The sequence below is a fragment of the Nesterenkonia cremea genome (genome assembly GCF_014642675.1).
GTDB classification, from domain to species: domain Bacteria; phylum Actinomycetota; class Actinomycetes; order Actinomycetales; family Micrococcaceae; genus Nesterenkonia; species Nesterenkonia cremea.
In genome coordinates, this window is sequence record NZ_BMIS01000017.1 from 1 (window position 1) to 15,048 (window position 15,048).

17 protein-coding genes are annotated in these 15,048 nt (G+C 67.0%); 7 read left to right on the top strand and 10 right to left on the bottom strand.

The window, feature by feature from the left end:
- Positions 1-387: 387 nt before the first annotated feature.
- Positions 388-591: a hypothetical protein gene (locus tag IEW85_RS13210; protein ID WP_188686644.1), complete on the top strand. Its 204-nt coding sequence runs from the start codon at positions 388-390 to the stop codon at positions 589-591.
- Between the two features lie 64 nt (positions 592-655).
- Here IEW85_RS13210 and IEW85_RS13215 read toward each other — a convergent pair whose 3' ends face one another.
- Both IEW85_RS13215 and IEW85_RS13220 read right to left on the bottom strand, forming a co-directional pair.
- Positions 656-1,987 (bottom strand): Na+/H+ antiporter family protein, encoded by a 1,332-nt coding sequence (locus tag IEW85_RS13215; protein ID WP_188686647.1) that lies wholly within the window; start codon positions 1,985-1,987, stop codon positions 656-658.
- Between the two features lie 75 nt (positions 1,988-2,062).
- Complete coding sequence (locus IEW85_RS13220) at positions 2,063-2,362, bottom strand: hypothetical protein (RefSeq protein WP_188686651.1); 300 nt, start codon at positions 2,360-2,362, stop codon at positions 2,063-2,065.
- 149 nt (positions 2,363-2,511) lie between these two features.
- On the opposite strand from IEW85_RS13220, the gene IEW85_RS13225 reads away from it, so the two are divergent.
- Together IEW85_RS13225 and IEW85_RS13230 are read left to right on the top strand one after the other, a co-directional pair.
- Complete coding sequence (locus IEW85_RS13225; protein WP_188686653.1) at positions 2,512-3,600, top strand: baeRF2 domain-containing protein; 1,089 nt, start codon at positions 2,512-2,514, stop codon at positions 3,598-3,600.
- A 144-nt stretch (positions 3,601-3,744) separates the two neighbouring features.
- Positions 3,745-4,710 (top strand): arsenic resistance protein, encoded by a 966-nt coding sequence (locus tag IEW85_RS13230; protein ID WP_188686656.1) that lies wholly within the window; start codon positions 3,745-3,747, stop codon positions 4,708-4,710.
- A gap of 33 nt (positions 4,711-4,743) precedes the next feature.
- Here the strand turns inward: IEW85_RS13230 and IEW85_RS13235 are convergent, their stop codons facing one another.
- The 4 genes from IEW85_RS13235 to IEW85_RS13250 all read right to left on the bottom strand — a co-directional run bounded on the left by IEW85_RS13235 (position 4,744) and on the right by IEW85_RS13250 (position 8,778).
- Complete coding sequence (locus IEW85_RS13235) at positions 4,744-6,360, bottom strand: molybdopterin-dependent oxidoreductase (protein ID WP_188686658.1); 1,617 nt, start codon at positions 6,358-6,360, stop codon at positions 4,744-4,746.
- 54 nt (positions 6,361-6,414) lie between these two features.
- Positions 6,415-7,275, bottom strand: a complete 861-nt coding sequence (locus IEW85_RS13240; protein WP_188686661.1) for an anti-sigma factor — start codon at positions 7,273-7,275, stop codon at positions 6,415-6,417.
- Positions 7,226-7,807 carry a sigma-70 family RNA polymerase sigma factor gene (locus tag IEW85_RS13245; protein ID WP_229659036.1) on the bottom strand — a complete coding sequence of 194 codons (582 nt, stop codon included), beginning with the start codon at positions 7,805-7,807 and terminating at the stop codon, positions 7,226-7,228. Before IEW85_RS13245 ends, IEW85_RS13240 begins: the two co-directional genes overlap by 50 nt.
- Positions 7,808-8,031: 224 nt before the next feature.
- Positions 8,032-8,778: a fasciclin domain-containing protein gene (locus IEW85_RS13250; protein ID WP_229659037.1), complete on the bottom strand. Its 747-nt coding sequence runs from the start codon at positions 8,776-8,778 to the stop codon at positions 8,032-8,034.
- Positions 8,779-9,110: 332 nt separating this feature from the next.
- Here IEW85_RS13250 and IEW85_RS13255 point away from each other — a divergent pair, with 332 nt between their 5' ends.
- A complete protein-coding gene (locus IEW85_RS13255) occupies positions 9,111-10,256 on the top strand; it encodes a pyridoxal phosphate-dependent aminotransferase (RefSeq protein ID WP_229659038.1) in 1,146 nt (381 codons plus the stop codon).
- Here IEW85_RS13255 and IEW85_RS13260 read toward each other — a convergent pair.
- The 3 genes from IEW85_RS13260 to IEW85_RS13270 are packed head-to-tail and all read right to left on the bottom strand — an operon-like array spanning position 10,219 to position 12,267.
- Positions 10,219-11,097, bottom strand: a complete 879-nt coding sequence (locus IEW85_RS13260; protein ID WP_188686670.1) for an ABC transporter permease — start codon at positions 11,095-11,097, stop codon at positions 10,219-10,221. The genes IEW85_RS13255 and IEW85_RS13260 overlap by 38 nt on opposite strands.
- A complete protein-coding gene (gene modA, locus IEW85_RS13265) occupies positions 11,084-11,884 on the bottom strand; it encodes a molybdate ABC transporter substrate-binding protein (RefSeq protein ID WP_229659039.1) in 801 nt (266 codons plus the stop codon). Before modA ends, IEW85_RS13260 begins: the two co-directional genes overlap by 14 nt.
- Positions 11,881-12,267 (bottom strand): TOBE domain-containing protein, encoded by a 387-nt coding sequence (locus IEW85_RS13270; protein WP_188686673.1) that lies wholly within the window; start codon positions 12,265-12,267, stop codon positions 11,881-11,883. Before IEW85_RS13270 ends, modA begins: the two co-directional genes overlap by 4 nt.
- 75 nt (positions 12,268-12,342) lie before the next feature.
- On the opposite strand from IEW85_RS13270, the gene IEW85_RS13275 reads away from it, so the two are divergent.
- Entirely contained in the window at positions 12,343-12,480 is a 138-nt protein-coding gene (locus tag IEW85_RS13275; RefSeq protein WP_188686677.1) for a hypothetical protein, read from the top strand.
- On the opposite strand, the gene erm is transcribed toward IEW85_RS13275, so the two are convergent.
- Positions 12,437-13,261, bottom strand: coding sequence for a 23S ribosomal RNA methyltransferase Erm (erm, locus tag IEW85_RS13280; RefSeq protein ID WP_188686679.1), 825 nt, complete (start codon positions 13,259-13,261; stop codon positions 12,437-12,439). The two genes, IEW85_RS13275 and erm, sit on opposite strands and share 44 nt — an antisense overlap.
- 363 nt (positions 13,262-13,624) lie before the next feature.
- On the opposite strand from erm, the gene IEW85_RS13285 reads away from it, so the two are divergent.
- The gene (locus IEW85_RS13285) at positions 13,625-14,374 is read left to right on the top strand and encodes a Pr6Pr family membrane protein (RefSeq protein ID WP_188686682.1); all 750 of its coding nucleotides are present in this window, start codon (positions 13,625-13,627) and stop codon (positions 14,372-14,374) included.
- Between the two features lie 155 nt (positions 14,375-14,529).
- Positions 14,530-15,027: a small multi-drug export protein gene (locus IEW85_RS13290; RefSeq protein ID WP_188686684.1), complete on the top strand. Its 498-nt coding sequence runs from the start codon at positions 14,530-14,532 to the stop codon at positions 15,025-15,027.
- Positions 15,028-15,048: the final 21 nt, after the last annotated feature.

Here is a 15,048-nt window from a genome sequence, read left to right on the forward strand (position 1 = left end):
GCCCGAGGAGAAGCGATGAAAGTCTGGGTTCAGCACTACAATCATCACCGCCCCCACTCAGCTGCAGACGGTCAAGCTCCTGCCAGCCTCGTCCCGGGGCGCGTCACCAACGTCCTGCCCTCCTACAACTAGCGGTTATATGCGCTCTTGGCGTGGTTTGGGCAGCGCCTACACGGGTGCAACAGTGGGCGGCACTGTTCCCTGGGGAAATAGTGCGGCCTACCCTCAGTCCCGGGCGCAGACCGTTAACCTTGGGGCCAGCGGTTCGTGGTGTCACTGAGGAAGGAAGGGCCAGAGATGCCTGCAAGAGGGAAGGGACTCGATCCGATCGCGAAGAAGTGTGTGGGCTGGTCCGTCGTCTGCTTTCTCGCGGGGAGCATCATGTTGGTGGCTCATCCGCTGATCTTCGATTCGATGGACGTCCCTGCACAGCCTGGAGGCAACGCCGTCATGGCGGCCGGACAGCTTCTGGTCACTGCATTGCAATGGTCCCTGTTCCCAACTGGTGCTGCCCTGATCGGGGCGAGCGTCGTCATCCAATGGTTCAGGAGCAACCTGGCGGTCATGCCGAAGAAGTCTCAGAACCCGTAGGACCGCAGAGGCGGCGAGGACGGTGTCTTGCCCCTCGCCGCCTCAGTTGTGCGCCGTCGGCGGCTCAGAGCACCAGGGCGGCGACGATGCCTCCGGCAAAGATCAGCACGTTGTAGTGCAGGAACGTGGGCACACAGGTGTCCCAGATGTGGTGGTGCTGGCCGTCGGCGTTCAGACCGGAGGTCGGGCCCAGCGTGGAGTCCGAGGCGGGGGCGCCGGCGTCGCCGAGTGCACCGGCGGAGCCGATCAGTGCCGCGGTGGCCAGCGGGCTGAACCCGACGGCGGCGGCCAGCGGCACGAAGATCGCCGCCAAAACCGGCACGGTGCCGAAGGAGGTGCCGATGCCCATGGTCACCAGCAGGCCTACGGCCATCATCACCACGGCGGCGAGGATCTGGCTGTCGCCGATCCACCCGGCGGCGGAGGAGACCAGGTCGTCCACGGAGCCGGTCTCGGTCAGCACCGTGGCGTAGCCGGAGGCCACCAGCATGATGAAGGCGATGGTGCCCATCATGCCCACACCGCGGTCCACGATCGGATCGCCGTCGGTCCAGCGCTCACCGCGCAGCAGGAAGATCACCACGACGCCGGCCAGTGCCGCCATCACCAGGGACCCGTAGACCAGCTGCAGCACCAAGGTCACGGCCAGTCCCAGCAGCACGGCCACGTCCTGGCGGGTCCAGCGCAGCTCCTCCTGGGAGTCCAGCAGCTCCAGCGGGGAGCCGTCCGTACCGGCCAGCGGCTTACCGGGCTCATACTCACGGTTCTTCCGGTAGGTCACCAGGATGGCGAAGGACAGCCCCACAGCCATGGCGGCCACAGGGAACGCCATGGCCAGCGGGATCTGCCCCAGGGAGATCTCCATGCCGTGGTCCTCCATGGAATCCACGATGATCCCCTGGAAGATCAGTCCGAAGCCCAGCGGCACGATCAGATACGGCGCCTTCAGCCCGAAGGTCAGGGCCACGGCCACACCGCGGCGGTCGATCTTCATCCGGTCGAAGGCCGCCAGCAGCGGCGGGATCAGGATGGGGATGAAGGCGATGTGCACCGGCACCAGGTTCTGCGAGAAGCAGGCCAGTCCCGCGATGGCGAAGAGCACCACGGCGCGGGGTCCACGCAGCAGCGGCATGACCCGGCGGATCAGCTTCCGGGTGAGTCCCGAGCGGGCCACCATCACCGCCAGCGTCCCGAGCAGGATATAGCTCAGTGCGGTCTCACCTTGGCCGCCGAGGCCTTCGATCATGGTGTCGAAGGTGCCCTCCAGTGAGAGGCCGCCGGTGAGGCCGCCGACCACTGCGGCGATCAGCAGCGCGATGACCACATTCACGCGCAGGAGGCTGAGCACCACCAGGGTGAGGACAGAGAGGATGACGGGGTTCAGGAGATCGAGCACCGAGCAATTTCATCACATCTCGGCCCGTGCTCAGATCTCTCCGCATCAGCGGCCTTCAGCTGTGGGGGCGGCCGCTCAGTGCGAGAGGCGTTCAGGCGTGGCGGTGGTCTCTGGCGCCGCTGTGGTCGGGGCAGGGCGCGGCTGCCGGTACGCGGTGATGAGCACGAGGATCGGGCCCAACACCGGCGCGAACCAGGCTGTCAGGATCAGCGCCAGAGTGTTGGGGAGGCTGAAGTTCTCCCGGCTGCCGAGGATGGCGACGGTCGCCCAGACTGCGAGGACGAAGTACGCGATGGAGCTCCCTGCCGCGATGCCCTCCCACACGGTGGGCATCAGCGGACTGGCATCGTTCGCAGTCATCTGCAGGGCACTCATGCCGGTCACGGTATAGATCCTGATTTCTGCTTTCAAGGGGGCGCTGAGCTGTTGCACCTTCTCAGGACTGGTTATTAGGTTCGAGATGAAGAAGGTCGTTGCACCTAGAAACCTGCGGGGGAGGCGAGGTCCTCCCCGGAAGGAGAACCATGCAGACGGACGCAGTTCAGGACAACACCGGGATCGAGCTGAGCAGGTTCCGTCCCGTCTATGAGGCTCAGGGCCCCTTCGCCACGGTCTATCTGGAGTCGCGGGCGCCTTCCGAGGACGCCGGTGACCAAGTTCGTCTCCGTTGGGACGCGCTGAAGCGAGAACTCGCCGATGCCGGGGCCCACGATGAGGCCATCCGCGCCCTGGAGGACTCCATCCTCATCGACGACATCACGGAGGTCCAGGCTGAAGGTCGTGTGCTGGTGGCCAATCAGGACGGACTTCTCCTCGAAGAGCACTGGGACGCTGCGCTGGGCCGCGGTGACCATGCGGTGCTCGGCGAACCGGCCGAACTCGGCCCCTACATCCGCGAGCGCATCCGCTCAGTCCGGGCATTGGTGGCCATCGCTGATCAGGAGGGCGCTGTCGTCCGCCGTCTGGTGCTGACCTCCTCGGAGGTCCTGCACGAAGGCGCCGAGGAGAGTGTCTCCGGCTCCGCCGTGGAGTCGGTGCACAAGCCCCGTGAGGGCGCGCTGAGCCACAAGCAGATCCAGCGTGCGGCCGATGAGGCCGCCAAGCAGAATATTCGTGACGTCGTCGAGCGTCTGTCCACGGTCGTGGACCGCTGGAAGCCCGATGTCTTAGTGCTCGCTGGCGAAGTTCAGGGACGCAAACGTCTGCAGGAGGAGCTGCCTGAGCCTCTGAGCAGCATTGCTCAGGAGGTCGAGTCCGGCGGGGGCATTCCTTCGGGAAGCGCTGACAGCGGTGCTGAGGAGTCCCTGATCGAGGACATCGGCGACCTGGCCCGCGAGCTCGTCATCCGCCGCGCCCAGGAGGAGACCGGAGGGTTCCAGGAGCTCAAGGCCGCCGACCGTGCCGTAGAGGGAGCCGAGGACGTCCGCAAGGCCATCACCCTGGGCGCCGTGCAGACCCTGCTGCTGCGCTACGATGCCCGCGCGGAGGGCGAGGATGAGCTGCTCCGCGAAGCCGCCGGCATCGATGCTCAGGTGGGATTGGTCGGTGCCGGAGTCACAGACAACGTTGCGGCCACCCTCCGCTATGAGGCCCCTGTGGACCAGGTGGGCTGAGCCCCCGGGCCCGCCTATCTCCCATCGCCCCGTTCCCCGTTGCGTGGGCGCTGTGTGGTGGATCGTTCCCAGAGGGAGGCTCCAGAGCGCCATAAAGTGCCCACGTCACGGGTGAGGTGGGGATGAAGCGATAATCTTGATCCCATGAGTCTGGCCGAGCGACTGCAGAGCGTCTTTGTGACAGTCGCCGCAGTCCTCGGCCTTTCTCTTGGGCTGCTGCTCCCGGCCGCGCACCTCGCCGAGCATGTGATCCTTCCGGCACTGCTGGTGATGCTGGCGGCGATCTTTCTGCAGATGAACCTCGCCCAGGTGGGGGAGGCCCGCCAAGCGAAGGGCCTTGTCGCTGCCAGTCTTGTGCTGAACTTCGTGTTCACCCCAGTCCTGGCGTGGGCGCTCGGCGCCGGGCTGCTCGGCGGGGAGCCTGATCTGCGGATCGGTCTGCTGCTTCTGCTCGTGACTCCCTGCACCGACTGGTACCTGGTGTTCACCGCTCTGGCACGCGGTCATACCGGTATCGCGACGGCGCTGCTGCCGGTCAACCTGGTGCTGCAGCTGGCCCTGTTGCCGCTCTACATCCTGTTTCTCGGCGGAGAGACCGTCGGGTTGGACTGGCGGATGCTCTTCGAAGCTGTCGTCCTGGTCCTGTTCTTCCCGGCGGCCCTGGCGGTCATCCTGCGCCGTGGCCTGCCGCGGATCATGGGGCGCAGAGAGATGGAGCGCCGTATCATCGGCCCCGCCGGAGCTGTCGTGGTGCCGTTGCTGTGCTTGGCGGTCGCCGCCATGTTCGCCACCCACGCCGAGACCGTCCTGGCGAACTGGGATGCTCTGCTGTTGCTGCTCGCCCCGCTGCTGATCTTCTTCGCCGTGTTGCCGTTGGTCTCCGCCGGCGTCGGAAAGCTGTTGAAGCTGAGGGCCGACCGGAGGGTCACCCTCATCATGACGACGACGGCGCGCAACTCGCCCATCGCCTTGGCTCTGGCGGTGGCCGCGTTCCCGGACCGTCCGCTGATCGCCGTCGCACTGGTGGCCGGCCCGCTGCTCGAACTGCCGGTGTTGGCGGTGCTGTCCCAGATCCTCCGTGTGCGGAAGAGTGCCTCAGCCGGCTCCTGAAGCGCCGACATCCGGCGTGACCGACGGGCCGCATCAGCTCACCCGGAATTCGATGCGATGCTGCCCGGTGGCGGCGTTGGGGATCGGGTCGCGCCGTTCGTCCGTCTGGGTCTCGCCTGCGGCATTGGTGGCACGGACAGTGACTGAATGGCGGCCAGAATCGGCGTCCGCATAGACGTAGCGCCATTGGCGCCAGGTGTCGGCCGAGACCTCGGCCGCCATCTCTGCCTCCTGCCACTCGCCGTCGTCGATCCTGACCTCGACCTTCTCGATCCCCTCCTGCTGGGACCACGCGCTGCCGGCGATGACGACATCCCCCGAGTCGACCTCCTGGAGGGAACCCGGCACATCGATGCGCGAGGAGACGAGGACCGGGGCCTTCTCATCCCACCCACGGTCGGTCCAGTAGGCGGTGTCCTGGTCGAAGCGGGTGACTTCCAGCTCGATCACCCATTTGGTGGCGGAGACGTACCCGTAGAGACCTGGCACCACGAGCCGGGCGGGGAAGCCATGCTCTGCAGGAAGCGGATCCCCGTTCATGCCGATGGCCAGCAGCGAGTCCCGGGAGTCGGTCAGGGCTTCCAGAGGGGTGGAGGCCGTGAAGCCGTCCACTGAGCGTGAGAGCACCATATCCGCCTCCGGAAGCGGCCTGGCCTGGGCAAGCAGCTCCCGCACCGGATATCCCAGCCATGTCGCCGTGCCCAGGAGATCCCCACCGACGGGGTTGGAGACGCAGGTCAAGGTGATGTGGTGCTCCTCCAGGGGCAGGTCCAGCAGCTGCGGCATGTCCAGTGTGACCTCTTCCTCCACCAGCCCGTGGATGCGCAGGCTCCACTCCTGAGGAGTCAGCTCCGGAACCGCCAGGGCCGTATCGATCCGGTAGAACTCGTCATTGGGCGTGATGAAGGGCTCCACACCGTCGATGTCCACGACTGCCTCGGCGGGGATCGCGGCGGCTCGGACGGCAGGGGAGGGAAGGACCAGCTCACTGATGGTTGCACCGGCGGTTCGGGTGAAGGCACCCACAGATCGTCCCAGGGAGAGCGAGGCTGCGGCTGCCACTGTCCCGGCTGCTGTGAGCGTCAGGAACATCCGCCGGGACGGACGTTCATCCTCCTCACCGACGGAGTTTCGCTGGGACGGTTCAGATGCCCCGGGCGCTGAGGATTCTGCTGGAGAACCTGATGCTGAAGAACCAGAGGCACGGATCAGAACGACCAGAGCAGCGACCCCTGAGACTGCGCCCAGCGCAGTGGGCACGAGGTCCGACAAGGACGTCTCGGGACGGCTGACGACGGTTGCCAGCAGGACCGCCGCCACTGCTGCGAAGGTCCCGCAGGCGAGACCGAGTCGACGGCGGGCGAGAAGACCGATCCCGGCGGCCAGCACGGCCCCGCCGATGCCCATCCCCAGGACGAGGACCAGCTTGTTGCTGCTGCCGAAGATCGATATCGCAACGTCCTGGACCGCGGGCGGCGCGAGTTCGATGACGCTGTTCCCCAGGGCGATCAGGGGCGAGGAGGCGGGGGCGAAGAATCTGGCCAGCAGATCGGCTATTCCGATGAAGATGCCGGCCGCCACGATTCCGGAGATCGCAGCGGCGAAGAATCTACGGAGCTGACCGGCTGTCGGACGGTGTACGGGTCCCATGTCTGCAGTTCGGAACAGACTCTGCTCCCGGATGGTCCCCGCCGCGGCGGGGTCTCAGAGCTGGGCTACGATGATCGGCTCGTCGCTCGGCTCGGGGGATCCTCCCTCGGGCTCCACGGTGACGCCGAAGGAGACACCCTCATCGAACTCCACGTCAGCGAGCAGCTCAGAGGTCTCTCCGCCCATCAGACCGATGCTCTGGGCGCCTTGATCGTCTATCAGCCACATCTGCATCGTCTGATCCGGTTCCGGGGCCGGTACATCGTGGGGCACCACGTGGATCATCTCCTCTGCGACGGAGTAGGTGACCGTGAGGCTTCCCCCCTCTGCGGATTCTGCATGGGCGGAGGAGAGGTCGGGCGCTCCCAGCAGGCGCTCCGTCTCTTGGCGTTCGCTCTCGGCCGCCGTCAGAGACTCCTCCATGTCCTGCTGGTCCTGGGCCTGTGTGAACAGCAGGCCCCCCAGCACGGTCGCGAGAACGAGCAGCACCGAAGCGGCCAGCGCGAAGAAGATGGTCGAAGAGCGTCCGCCCCTGCGCCGGGGAGCCTGCTGGGCTTCCTCAGTTGTCAGCGGCAGCGACTCTGACGACGACGGCGCTTCCTGGGGCTCTGCCGCGTCCGGCGCCGTATCTGCAGGAGTCGTCTCCGCAGGGCGGGGGTGACGGTTCGGGATGCTCAGGATGGCGGCCTCTGTCTCGGAGCTCGGGGTCACGGGCTCGTCGGACTCTCCCACGAGGGCCATGGTCTCCCGCATGAGTTCCAGCTCTTCCTGGAAATGCGGGTCCGAGGCTTCCAGGGACCGGGCGAGGTCTTCCTCTTCGCCGCTGAGCCCGCCGAGCACATAGCCGGCGGCGAGGTATTCGCGATCAGCGTCCATCTGCCACCCCCAGGTGTGCTCGTAAACGTGCCATGCCATCCCGGATCCTCGATTTTATGGTGCCCAGGGGCACATCGAGGGTGGTGGCGATTTCGGAATGGGACAACTCTTGATAATAGGCCATCGCTATTGCAGTGGCCTGCTCTGCTGGAAGCTTCTGGAGGACCGTCGCCACCCGGGCGGACTCTGCGTGGTTCAGTGCCTCCGTCTGGATATCCGGTTCGACATCACGAGCGTGCCGGGACCCTTCGGTGAAGTCTCTGTCCTGCTGCGCCTGGACCGACCGCACCTTATCGACGGCTCGACGCCGGCACATGGTGGTGAGCCAGGCGCGGCCGGTGCCGACCTGAGGGCTGAACCGCGTGGGGTTCGTCCACACTTCGGTGAAGACCTCCTGCAGGACCTCTTCGGCCAGAGACCGGTTTCTCACCACCCGGAGGATGGTCGCCAGGAACATCGGCGCGTGGTGGCGGTAGAGCTGTTCGAAGGCCTGCTCATCACCGCCCTGGACCCGCAGCAGCAGTGACCCGCAGGCATCACCGGATGCACGCGGGGGTCGCGTGGAGCTCACAGGCTCTCCCGGTGAGGGGTCGGAACTCGGCATTCAGCCAGCTTGCCATGTTTCGGCCTCGTAGTACGAGTCCTGGGTCCTCCACGGCGAGCCGTGTCTCTGCGGCAACCCGGTCGAGACGACGACGGCGGCCCTCCCTGCCCAGGCAGAGGGGCCGCCGTCGTCGCCCCGGTGCCCTGCGGCGCGGGCAGAACCGGTCCGGGGCGGAGCCTTCAGCTGGAGGCCTACTCCTCGGCTGCTTCGGGCATCAGAACGCCGTCGATCATATACACGGTGGCGTTATCGGTCTGGACGCCTCCGCACACGAGCCCGGCGTCGTCGAACATGAGCTCCTCGCCCTCACCGGAGATGGTGACGGTGGTGCCGTTGACGGTCTCGTGCTCACCTTCGATCTCATCGGGGGACATCTGGCCCGGGATGACGTGATAGGTCAGCACATCGGTCAGTGCGTCGGCATCGGCTCCCAGAGCCTCGAGGTCCTCTTCAGGGACTGCCTCGAAGGCCTCGTCGACGGGGGCAAGCACAGTGAACTCGTCACCGTTGAGCGTATCCACCAGGTCGACCTCCGGGTTCAGCTCTCCGGAGACCGCACTGGTCAGCGTGGTCAGCATGGGGTTGTTCGATGCTGCGGTGGCAACAGGGTCCTGAGCCATACCGTCGACGGACCCGTCGCCGTCGGGCACTTCCTCTGCATAGTCGTCGCATGCTGCCCCGACCAGGTCGGCGGTGGGGTCCATCTCCTCTGCCTCGTCCTCCTCGGCGGCGTCCTCGTCCCCGTTCATGTCCTCACCCTCGGCGTCATCGCCGGAGTCCTCGTCCATATTCTGGCCGTCAGTGTCCTCTTCGGTTTCACCCATGTCCTGATCTTCTGCGGGTGCGTCTTCCTCGGCATCGCCGCAGGCCGTCAGGCTCAGAAGGGCGATGGAGCCGATTCCCAGAATCTTCGTTGCGGTGCGCATCTCGGTCTGCATGACTGATTCTCCTGTCGAACTGTGTCGGACTGTTTCCGGGTCAACACAAGGCGGCCAGTCTCCTGCCCGAACTGTGTATCTGTGTGTTCGGAGCTCAGGCCGTTCCGGATGGAGAAATTCTGAGATCTTTCTGCGAACTCGGCGTCTGTGGTGGGCGCTTGAGCTGACAGGCCCCGCTGATTCGGCGGATGCGCGGTGGCCGGTGAGCGGTAGTGTTGGTCTGTATGGGAGACCCTCAGCCTCGTCCTGGACATCGGCAGCAGCGACGCCGGAGGCACTCCGCCTCACACCGTTCCCCCTCTGCTCGGTCAGAGGTTCCAGGTTTCAAAGTCATGAGCACGCTCGCCAGGGTCGAACAGCTCAGACACGCTGGTCACGATGTGGTCTCGCTGACCGCCGGTGAGCCGGGTTCCGGTGCCCCGCCGTCGGTGAACCGGGCGGCCGCGCGGATCCACCAGGACAACACTGTGCTCAACTACAGCGCCGGCTTCGGAATTCTGCCGCTGCGCGAGGCTCTGGCTGAGCACTGCAGCAGCTGGTACGGCGTCGACCTGCCGGCCGAGCGGATCGCCATCACCACCGGCTCGTCCGGAGCCTTCGTGCTCAGCTTCCTGGCCGCCTTCGACGCCGGGGCGCGGGTGGCGCTGGCCCGTCCCGGGTACCCCGCCTACCGCAACATCTTGGACAGCCTGGGCATTGAGGTGGTGGACCTGGACTGCGACCCGGACGTGCGTTTTCAGCCAACTGTGGAGCAGCTGGAGGCAGAGGTCGCCCAGAACGGGTCCTTGGACGGGCTGATCATCGCCTCACCGGCCAACCCCACCGGCACCATGATCGGCCGCGAGCAGCTGAGCAGCCTGGCCCAGTGGTGCACTTCCCACGGAGCCCAGCTGATCAGCGACGAGATCTACCATGGGATCAGCTACGGGGAGCCTGCGGTCAGTGCCTCTGAGGTCACTGACGACGCCGTGATCATCTCCTCCTTCTCCAAATATTGGGGGATGCCCGGCTGGCGGCTGGGCTGGACCGTCCTGCCCGAGTATCTGGTGGACCCGGTGGCCCGCCTGGGCGGCAACATCGCGCTCTGTGCACCCCACGGTTCTCAGATCGCCGCCGTGGAGGCATTCAGCACCGAATCCATGGACTTCGCCGAATCCCAGGTGGCCGAGTATGCCGCAGCTCGTCAGCTGGTCCTCGACGCCCTGGATGAGCTCGGCTGGGGCCGCGTCGCTCCGGCCGACGGCGCCTTCTACGTCTATACCCACATCGGCGAACACCTGCAGCGCTTCGGCAGCTCTGAGGACTACTGCGCAGCGGTGCTGGAGGAGGCCGGCGTGGCAGTGGTGCCCGGCACCGATTTCGACCCGGTCAACGGGCACGAGTGGGTGCGGCTCTCCCTGGCTCCCGGCCGAGAAGCGGTGGAGGAGGGGCTGCGGCGGATCAAGGCCTTTCACGCCGGAGACCCGTCAGCCCGATGACCAGCAGGGCGAGCAGCACCAGCAGCAGCGAGAGGGCGACGGCGGCCTGCGGGTCGGTCTCGCGCTGCAGGTAGATCTCCAGCGGCAGCGTCCTGGTGACTCCCTGCATGCTGCCGGCGAATGCGATGGTGGCGCCGAACTCGCCCAGCGCCCGGGCGAAGGCCAGAATCACCCCGGAGATCAGGCTGGGCAGGATCAGCGGGATCGCCACCGTCCGCAGTACGGTGCTCCGACCGGCACCGTCCATGACTGCGGCCTCGACCATCTGAGGGTCCAGATCGCGCAGCGCCGTCTCCGCGGTCACCACCAGGAAGGGCAGCGAGACGAAGGTCTGGGCCAGTACGACGGCGGCGGTGGAGTAGGCGATCTGCAGTCCGAGCAGCTCCAGGGTCCCGCCCAGCAGGCCCTGCCGGCCGAAGACCGTCAGCAGCGCGATGCCGCCCACCACCGGTGGCAGCACCAGCGGCAGCAGCACCAGTCCGCGCAGCAGGCTCACGCCCCGGAATCGGGCCTGAGCCAGCACTGTGGCCAGGGGGACTCCGAGCAGCAGGCAGAGCAGTGTGGCCACGGCGGCAGTGCGCAGGCTCAGCAGCAGAGCATCCACAGCCGGTTCTGAGGTCAGCAGCGAGGGTAGGTCCGACCAGCTGACCTGCAGGAACATCGCGGCCACCGGCAGCAGCACCAACAGGGCGCCGCCGGCGGCCGGCAGCAGCAGCCAGCGGGGGACACCGGAGGGGGCCAGCGGACCGCGTGGGGCTCTGGGCCGCCCTGTGCGGCAACGTGCCGCTCGAGACCGTCCTGCTCGGTCCTGTCCTGTCCGCTTCCCCTCAGTCTTCACCATGAGTCTCGCCATCAGCGGTTCGGAACCCGGCCTCCGCAAGGACCTCCTCCACCTCGGGCATCGCAAGGAAGGCGAGGAACTCGGAAGCCGCCTCGGGGGAGTCGGCGGCATCCAGCACGGCACCGGGGTAGTGGTTGAGGTGGTCCTCGGCGTCGTCGATCTCGATGGTCTCTACCTCATCCCCGGCCGCTTGGGCGTCGGTGGCGTAGACCAGGCCGGCGTCGGCCTCCCCGGAGCGGATCTTGCCCAGCACATCGGTGACCGAGTTCTCTTCGCTGGCGGGGGCAGGCTCGACGCCGGCGGCCGCGGTCAGCTCCGCGCTGAGGGCGCCGCAGGGGACCTGTTCGGCGCAGAGCACGGAGACCACGTCTTCGCGTTCCAGGTCTTCCACACCGGTGATGTCGGCGGGGTTTCCTGCGGGGGTGGCCAGGACCAGGGTGTTGGCGGCGAAGATCTGCGGGGACTCCGACACCAGGTCTGCCTCCTGAGCGCGGGACATGGTCAGAGTGTCCGCCGTGACCAGGGCGTCGGCCGGAGCGCCCTGCTCCAGCTGGGCCAGCAGATCGGCGGAGCCGGCAAAGCTGAACTCCACCTCCGTGCCGGTCTCCTCGGTGTAGAGCTCGCCGATCTCCTCGTAGACCTCCTGCAGGCTGGCCGCGGCGTAGACGGTGATGCGCTCCTCGGACTCCTCAGCGGCACAGGCGGTGAGCCCCAGCAGCCCGACGCCGGCCACGGCCAGCGCACAGTTCACAGATCCTGCGCGCTGCACAGCTCTCGCACGGCTCACCGGTCCACCACCACATTGGTGGCCTTGATGGCGGCGGTGGCCACGGCCCCGGGCTCCAGGCCCATCTCTTGGACGGCCTCGGTGCTCATCAGCGAGACCACGCGGTAGGGGCCGCACTGCAGCTCCACCTGGGACATCACAGTGTCCGAGGTGATGGCGGTGACCAGCCCCACGAACCGATTCCGCGCTGAGGAGATGCCGCTGGGAGTGGGGCCGTGGGAGCTGCGCTCGTGGGCGAAGCGGGCTGCCTCGGCGCCGTCGAGAACCTTCCGGCCGGCGTCGTCGGTGGTGGCCTGCAGCTCGCCGGAGGCGACCCATCGGCGCACGGTGTCATCGCTGACGCCCAGCAGGCTGGCAGCTTCTGAGATCCGCAGAGTCGGCATGGAATCCATCATAGATCAGCATCTGCGGAATTGTGTACCGGATTACGGCGAATACGAGGATCGCGTACGTCATTGATGAGATGGAGGTACACGATTCCGGCGCGGGTCGGTATGCTGCTGGCCATCCTCAAAGGTCACCTCTTCCTGCATGTGGTGCTCTTCGCGCCCTTCATCGCGCTGGCCGCCTACTTCTTCGTCCTCTGCGTGGGCTGAGGTTCGATCCGCCCCCGGATCCGCAGCGTCGGAAGAGCTCCACCCACTGTTCGGCGGTGAGCTGCTTGGGCAGGTCTGAGGCGCGGATTCCGGCCTCTCCGAGTCTGCGTCCGGCCTCAGCACGGGTCAGCCCCTGGGTGCGCTGGAGGATCTGTGCCATTCCCCGTCCCGGTCCGGTGAACAGTCGGTGGACGAACCCCGCGTAGGCGCGGCGCTGCTTCCACAGCAGCAGCGGATCCTGCCGTCGGGTCACCGTGAGGATGCCGCCGTCCACAGCCGGCGCAGGGGAGTAGGCCTGCGCAGGGACTCGGGCCTGCAGTTCGAAGGAGTAGTACGGGGCCCACTGCGCGGTCATCATCGAGGCCCCGCCCACTCCGGCCCGACGCCGAGCGACCTCCCACTGTGTGATGAGCACGGCCTGCTCCCAATGCTGGTGGTGGAGCAGTCGGCGGAGGATCGCTGTGGTCAGGTGGAAGGGGAGGTTGCCGACCACGGTATGCGGTGCCTCGGGCAGCCGGTGCTGCAGGAAGTCCCCGTGGACGACTGAGGTCCGGCGCCCACAGCTGCGGCTGAGCCGCTGAGCGAGCCGTCGGTCGGTCTCCACGGCGGTCACAGGTCGTCCCAGCTCTTCCAGCGGGAAGGTCAGGGCACCGCGGCCTGGCCCGATCTCGAGGATCGGTCCCTGGGTCTGTGCGGCCAGATCGATCATCCGGCGGATGATCCGTCGGTCGCGGAGGAAGTTCTGGCCGTGCTCATGACGGCCGTCGGTATAGGTGTGCATCGGTTCTCCGGGAATGCTGAAGATGTCCCCGGGCAGGCACGATCAGAGGTGCCGCCCAGCTGTGCTGTGAGCTGGTGCGGCGGCGCACGGGCAGGGAGGCACCCCAGAAGTGGGTGCCGGGGTGATCGCTGGAAGCCTCAGAAGGGCACGGCTGACGGCGCTGAGGTGGCCTCAGCGGCAGGTCAGACGGTGAGTTCTCCGGCGGATCTCCGGAGAGTGATCAGCTGTGCGACGCCGCGGCGTCCGTCCAAGGACGCGCGACGTGCTGGAAGATCGCATGGATGCCCATGCGGTCCAGTGTAAGAGATCAGGACAGCAGCGCGTGAATTCGACTAAGCTCGTCGGAAAGGGAAAGGGGCTCACATGGGGGACGAGCCGCACAGCGAAGAGGTGCGTCAGCGCGCCGATCCGGCGCCGCCCGCGGGACGTGCTGTCCACGGACTCCTGACTGCAGTGACCGGCGTCGGGCTGGTGACCTCCTTCTGGATCGCCTGGCATCACCCCACCGGCATCCCCGCCGGCGCCACCTTTGAGGGCGGGTTCCCCGCCGGCTGGGAGCACATCATCAACCAGCCGGTGCACTTCACCTTCATCTCTGCGGCGATGGTCTTCGCCACCTCTCTGGCCCTGACCATCCGCCCGCAGATCGGCAACACCGGGCGCTGGGGGATCCTCTTCCACACGGTGCGCCTCTCCGGGATCGTCTGCATGGTGCTCAGCGGCCTGCTGTGGAATCTGCTGCTGCGCACCCCGGATCTGCTGGACGGGGTCAAGCTGGTCAACGACTCCATCTATCACCTGCTGCTGCCCGTGCTGGTGCCGCTGGTCTGGCTGATGGGCGGACCCCATGGGCGGATCACCTGGAAGATCGTGCTGCTCTCGCCGCTGCCGCCCACTATCTGGTTCATCCTCACGCTGTTGCGCGGCCCCAGCCTGGACTGGTATCCCTACTCCATCCTGGACGTGCCGCGCCTGGGCTATCCCACAGTGCTGGGCATGGCTGCAGGTGTGCTGGTGGCCTTCTTGGCCGTGGCCGCGCTCATCTGGCTGGTGGACCGGATGATGGACCGCAACGTGGGGCGCCTGGAGATCCGCCCCGGCGGCGCTGCCTGAACCGGCTCCTGCTGAACCCGCCTGCGCCCGACGCCGGCCGCGCATCGCACCGGGCCCCCGCACCGGACAGCTCAACCTTACGATTGGTATAGTTTCCCGGGCTCCGGTCGGAGAACCTGTCCGCCGTCGTCAGTGCCGTGGGTGAGGAGTGTGCGATGAGCGCCGCAGAGTGGTGGGGGATCCTGGGCATCTTCCTGGGCGGAGCGACTCCCTGGCTGGAGGCTCCCATCGTCATCCCCGCCGGACTGATCGCGGGCCTGCCCACCGTTCCGGTCCTGCTGGCGGCGATCATCGGCAATCTGTTGACCGTGGGCATCGCCGCCTATTTCGGAGAGGCCATGCGCAGCTGGTTCTCCCGGCGTCGTGAGGCCCGCCGCCAGGAGCTGGACGTGGAGGCCGAGGCGCACCGCCGGGCCAAGACGGTGAAGCGCCGGGCTCGGATCGAGAAGGTCATGGACCGCGGAGGCCTCCCGCTGCTGGCCCTGGTGGGGCCGGTAGGGCTGGGAACCCAGGTCTCCGCCGTGGTGGCCGTGGCCCTGGGCGTACGGGCCACCACCTCATTCCTCTGGGTCAGCGCCGGGACCGTGCTCTGGTGTGTGGTGGCCGCCTACGCCACGCTGACCGGCGTCGAGATCCTCGGCTTCGGCGGCTGAGACCGGCCGAACGCCGCACTC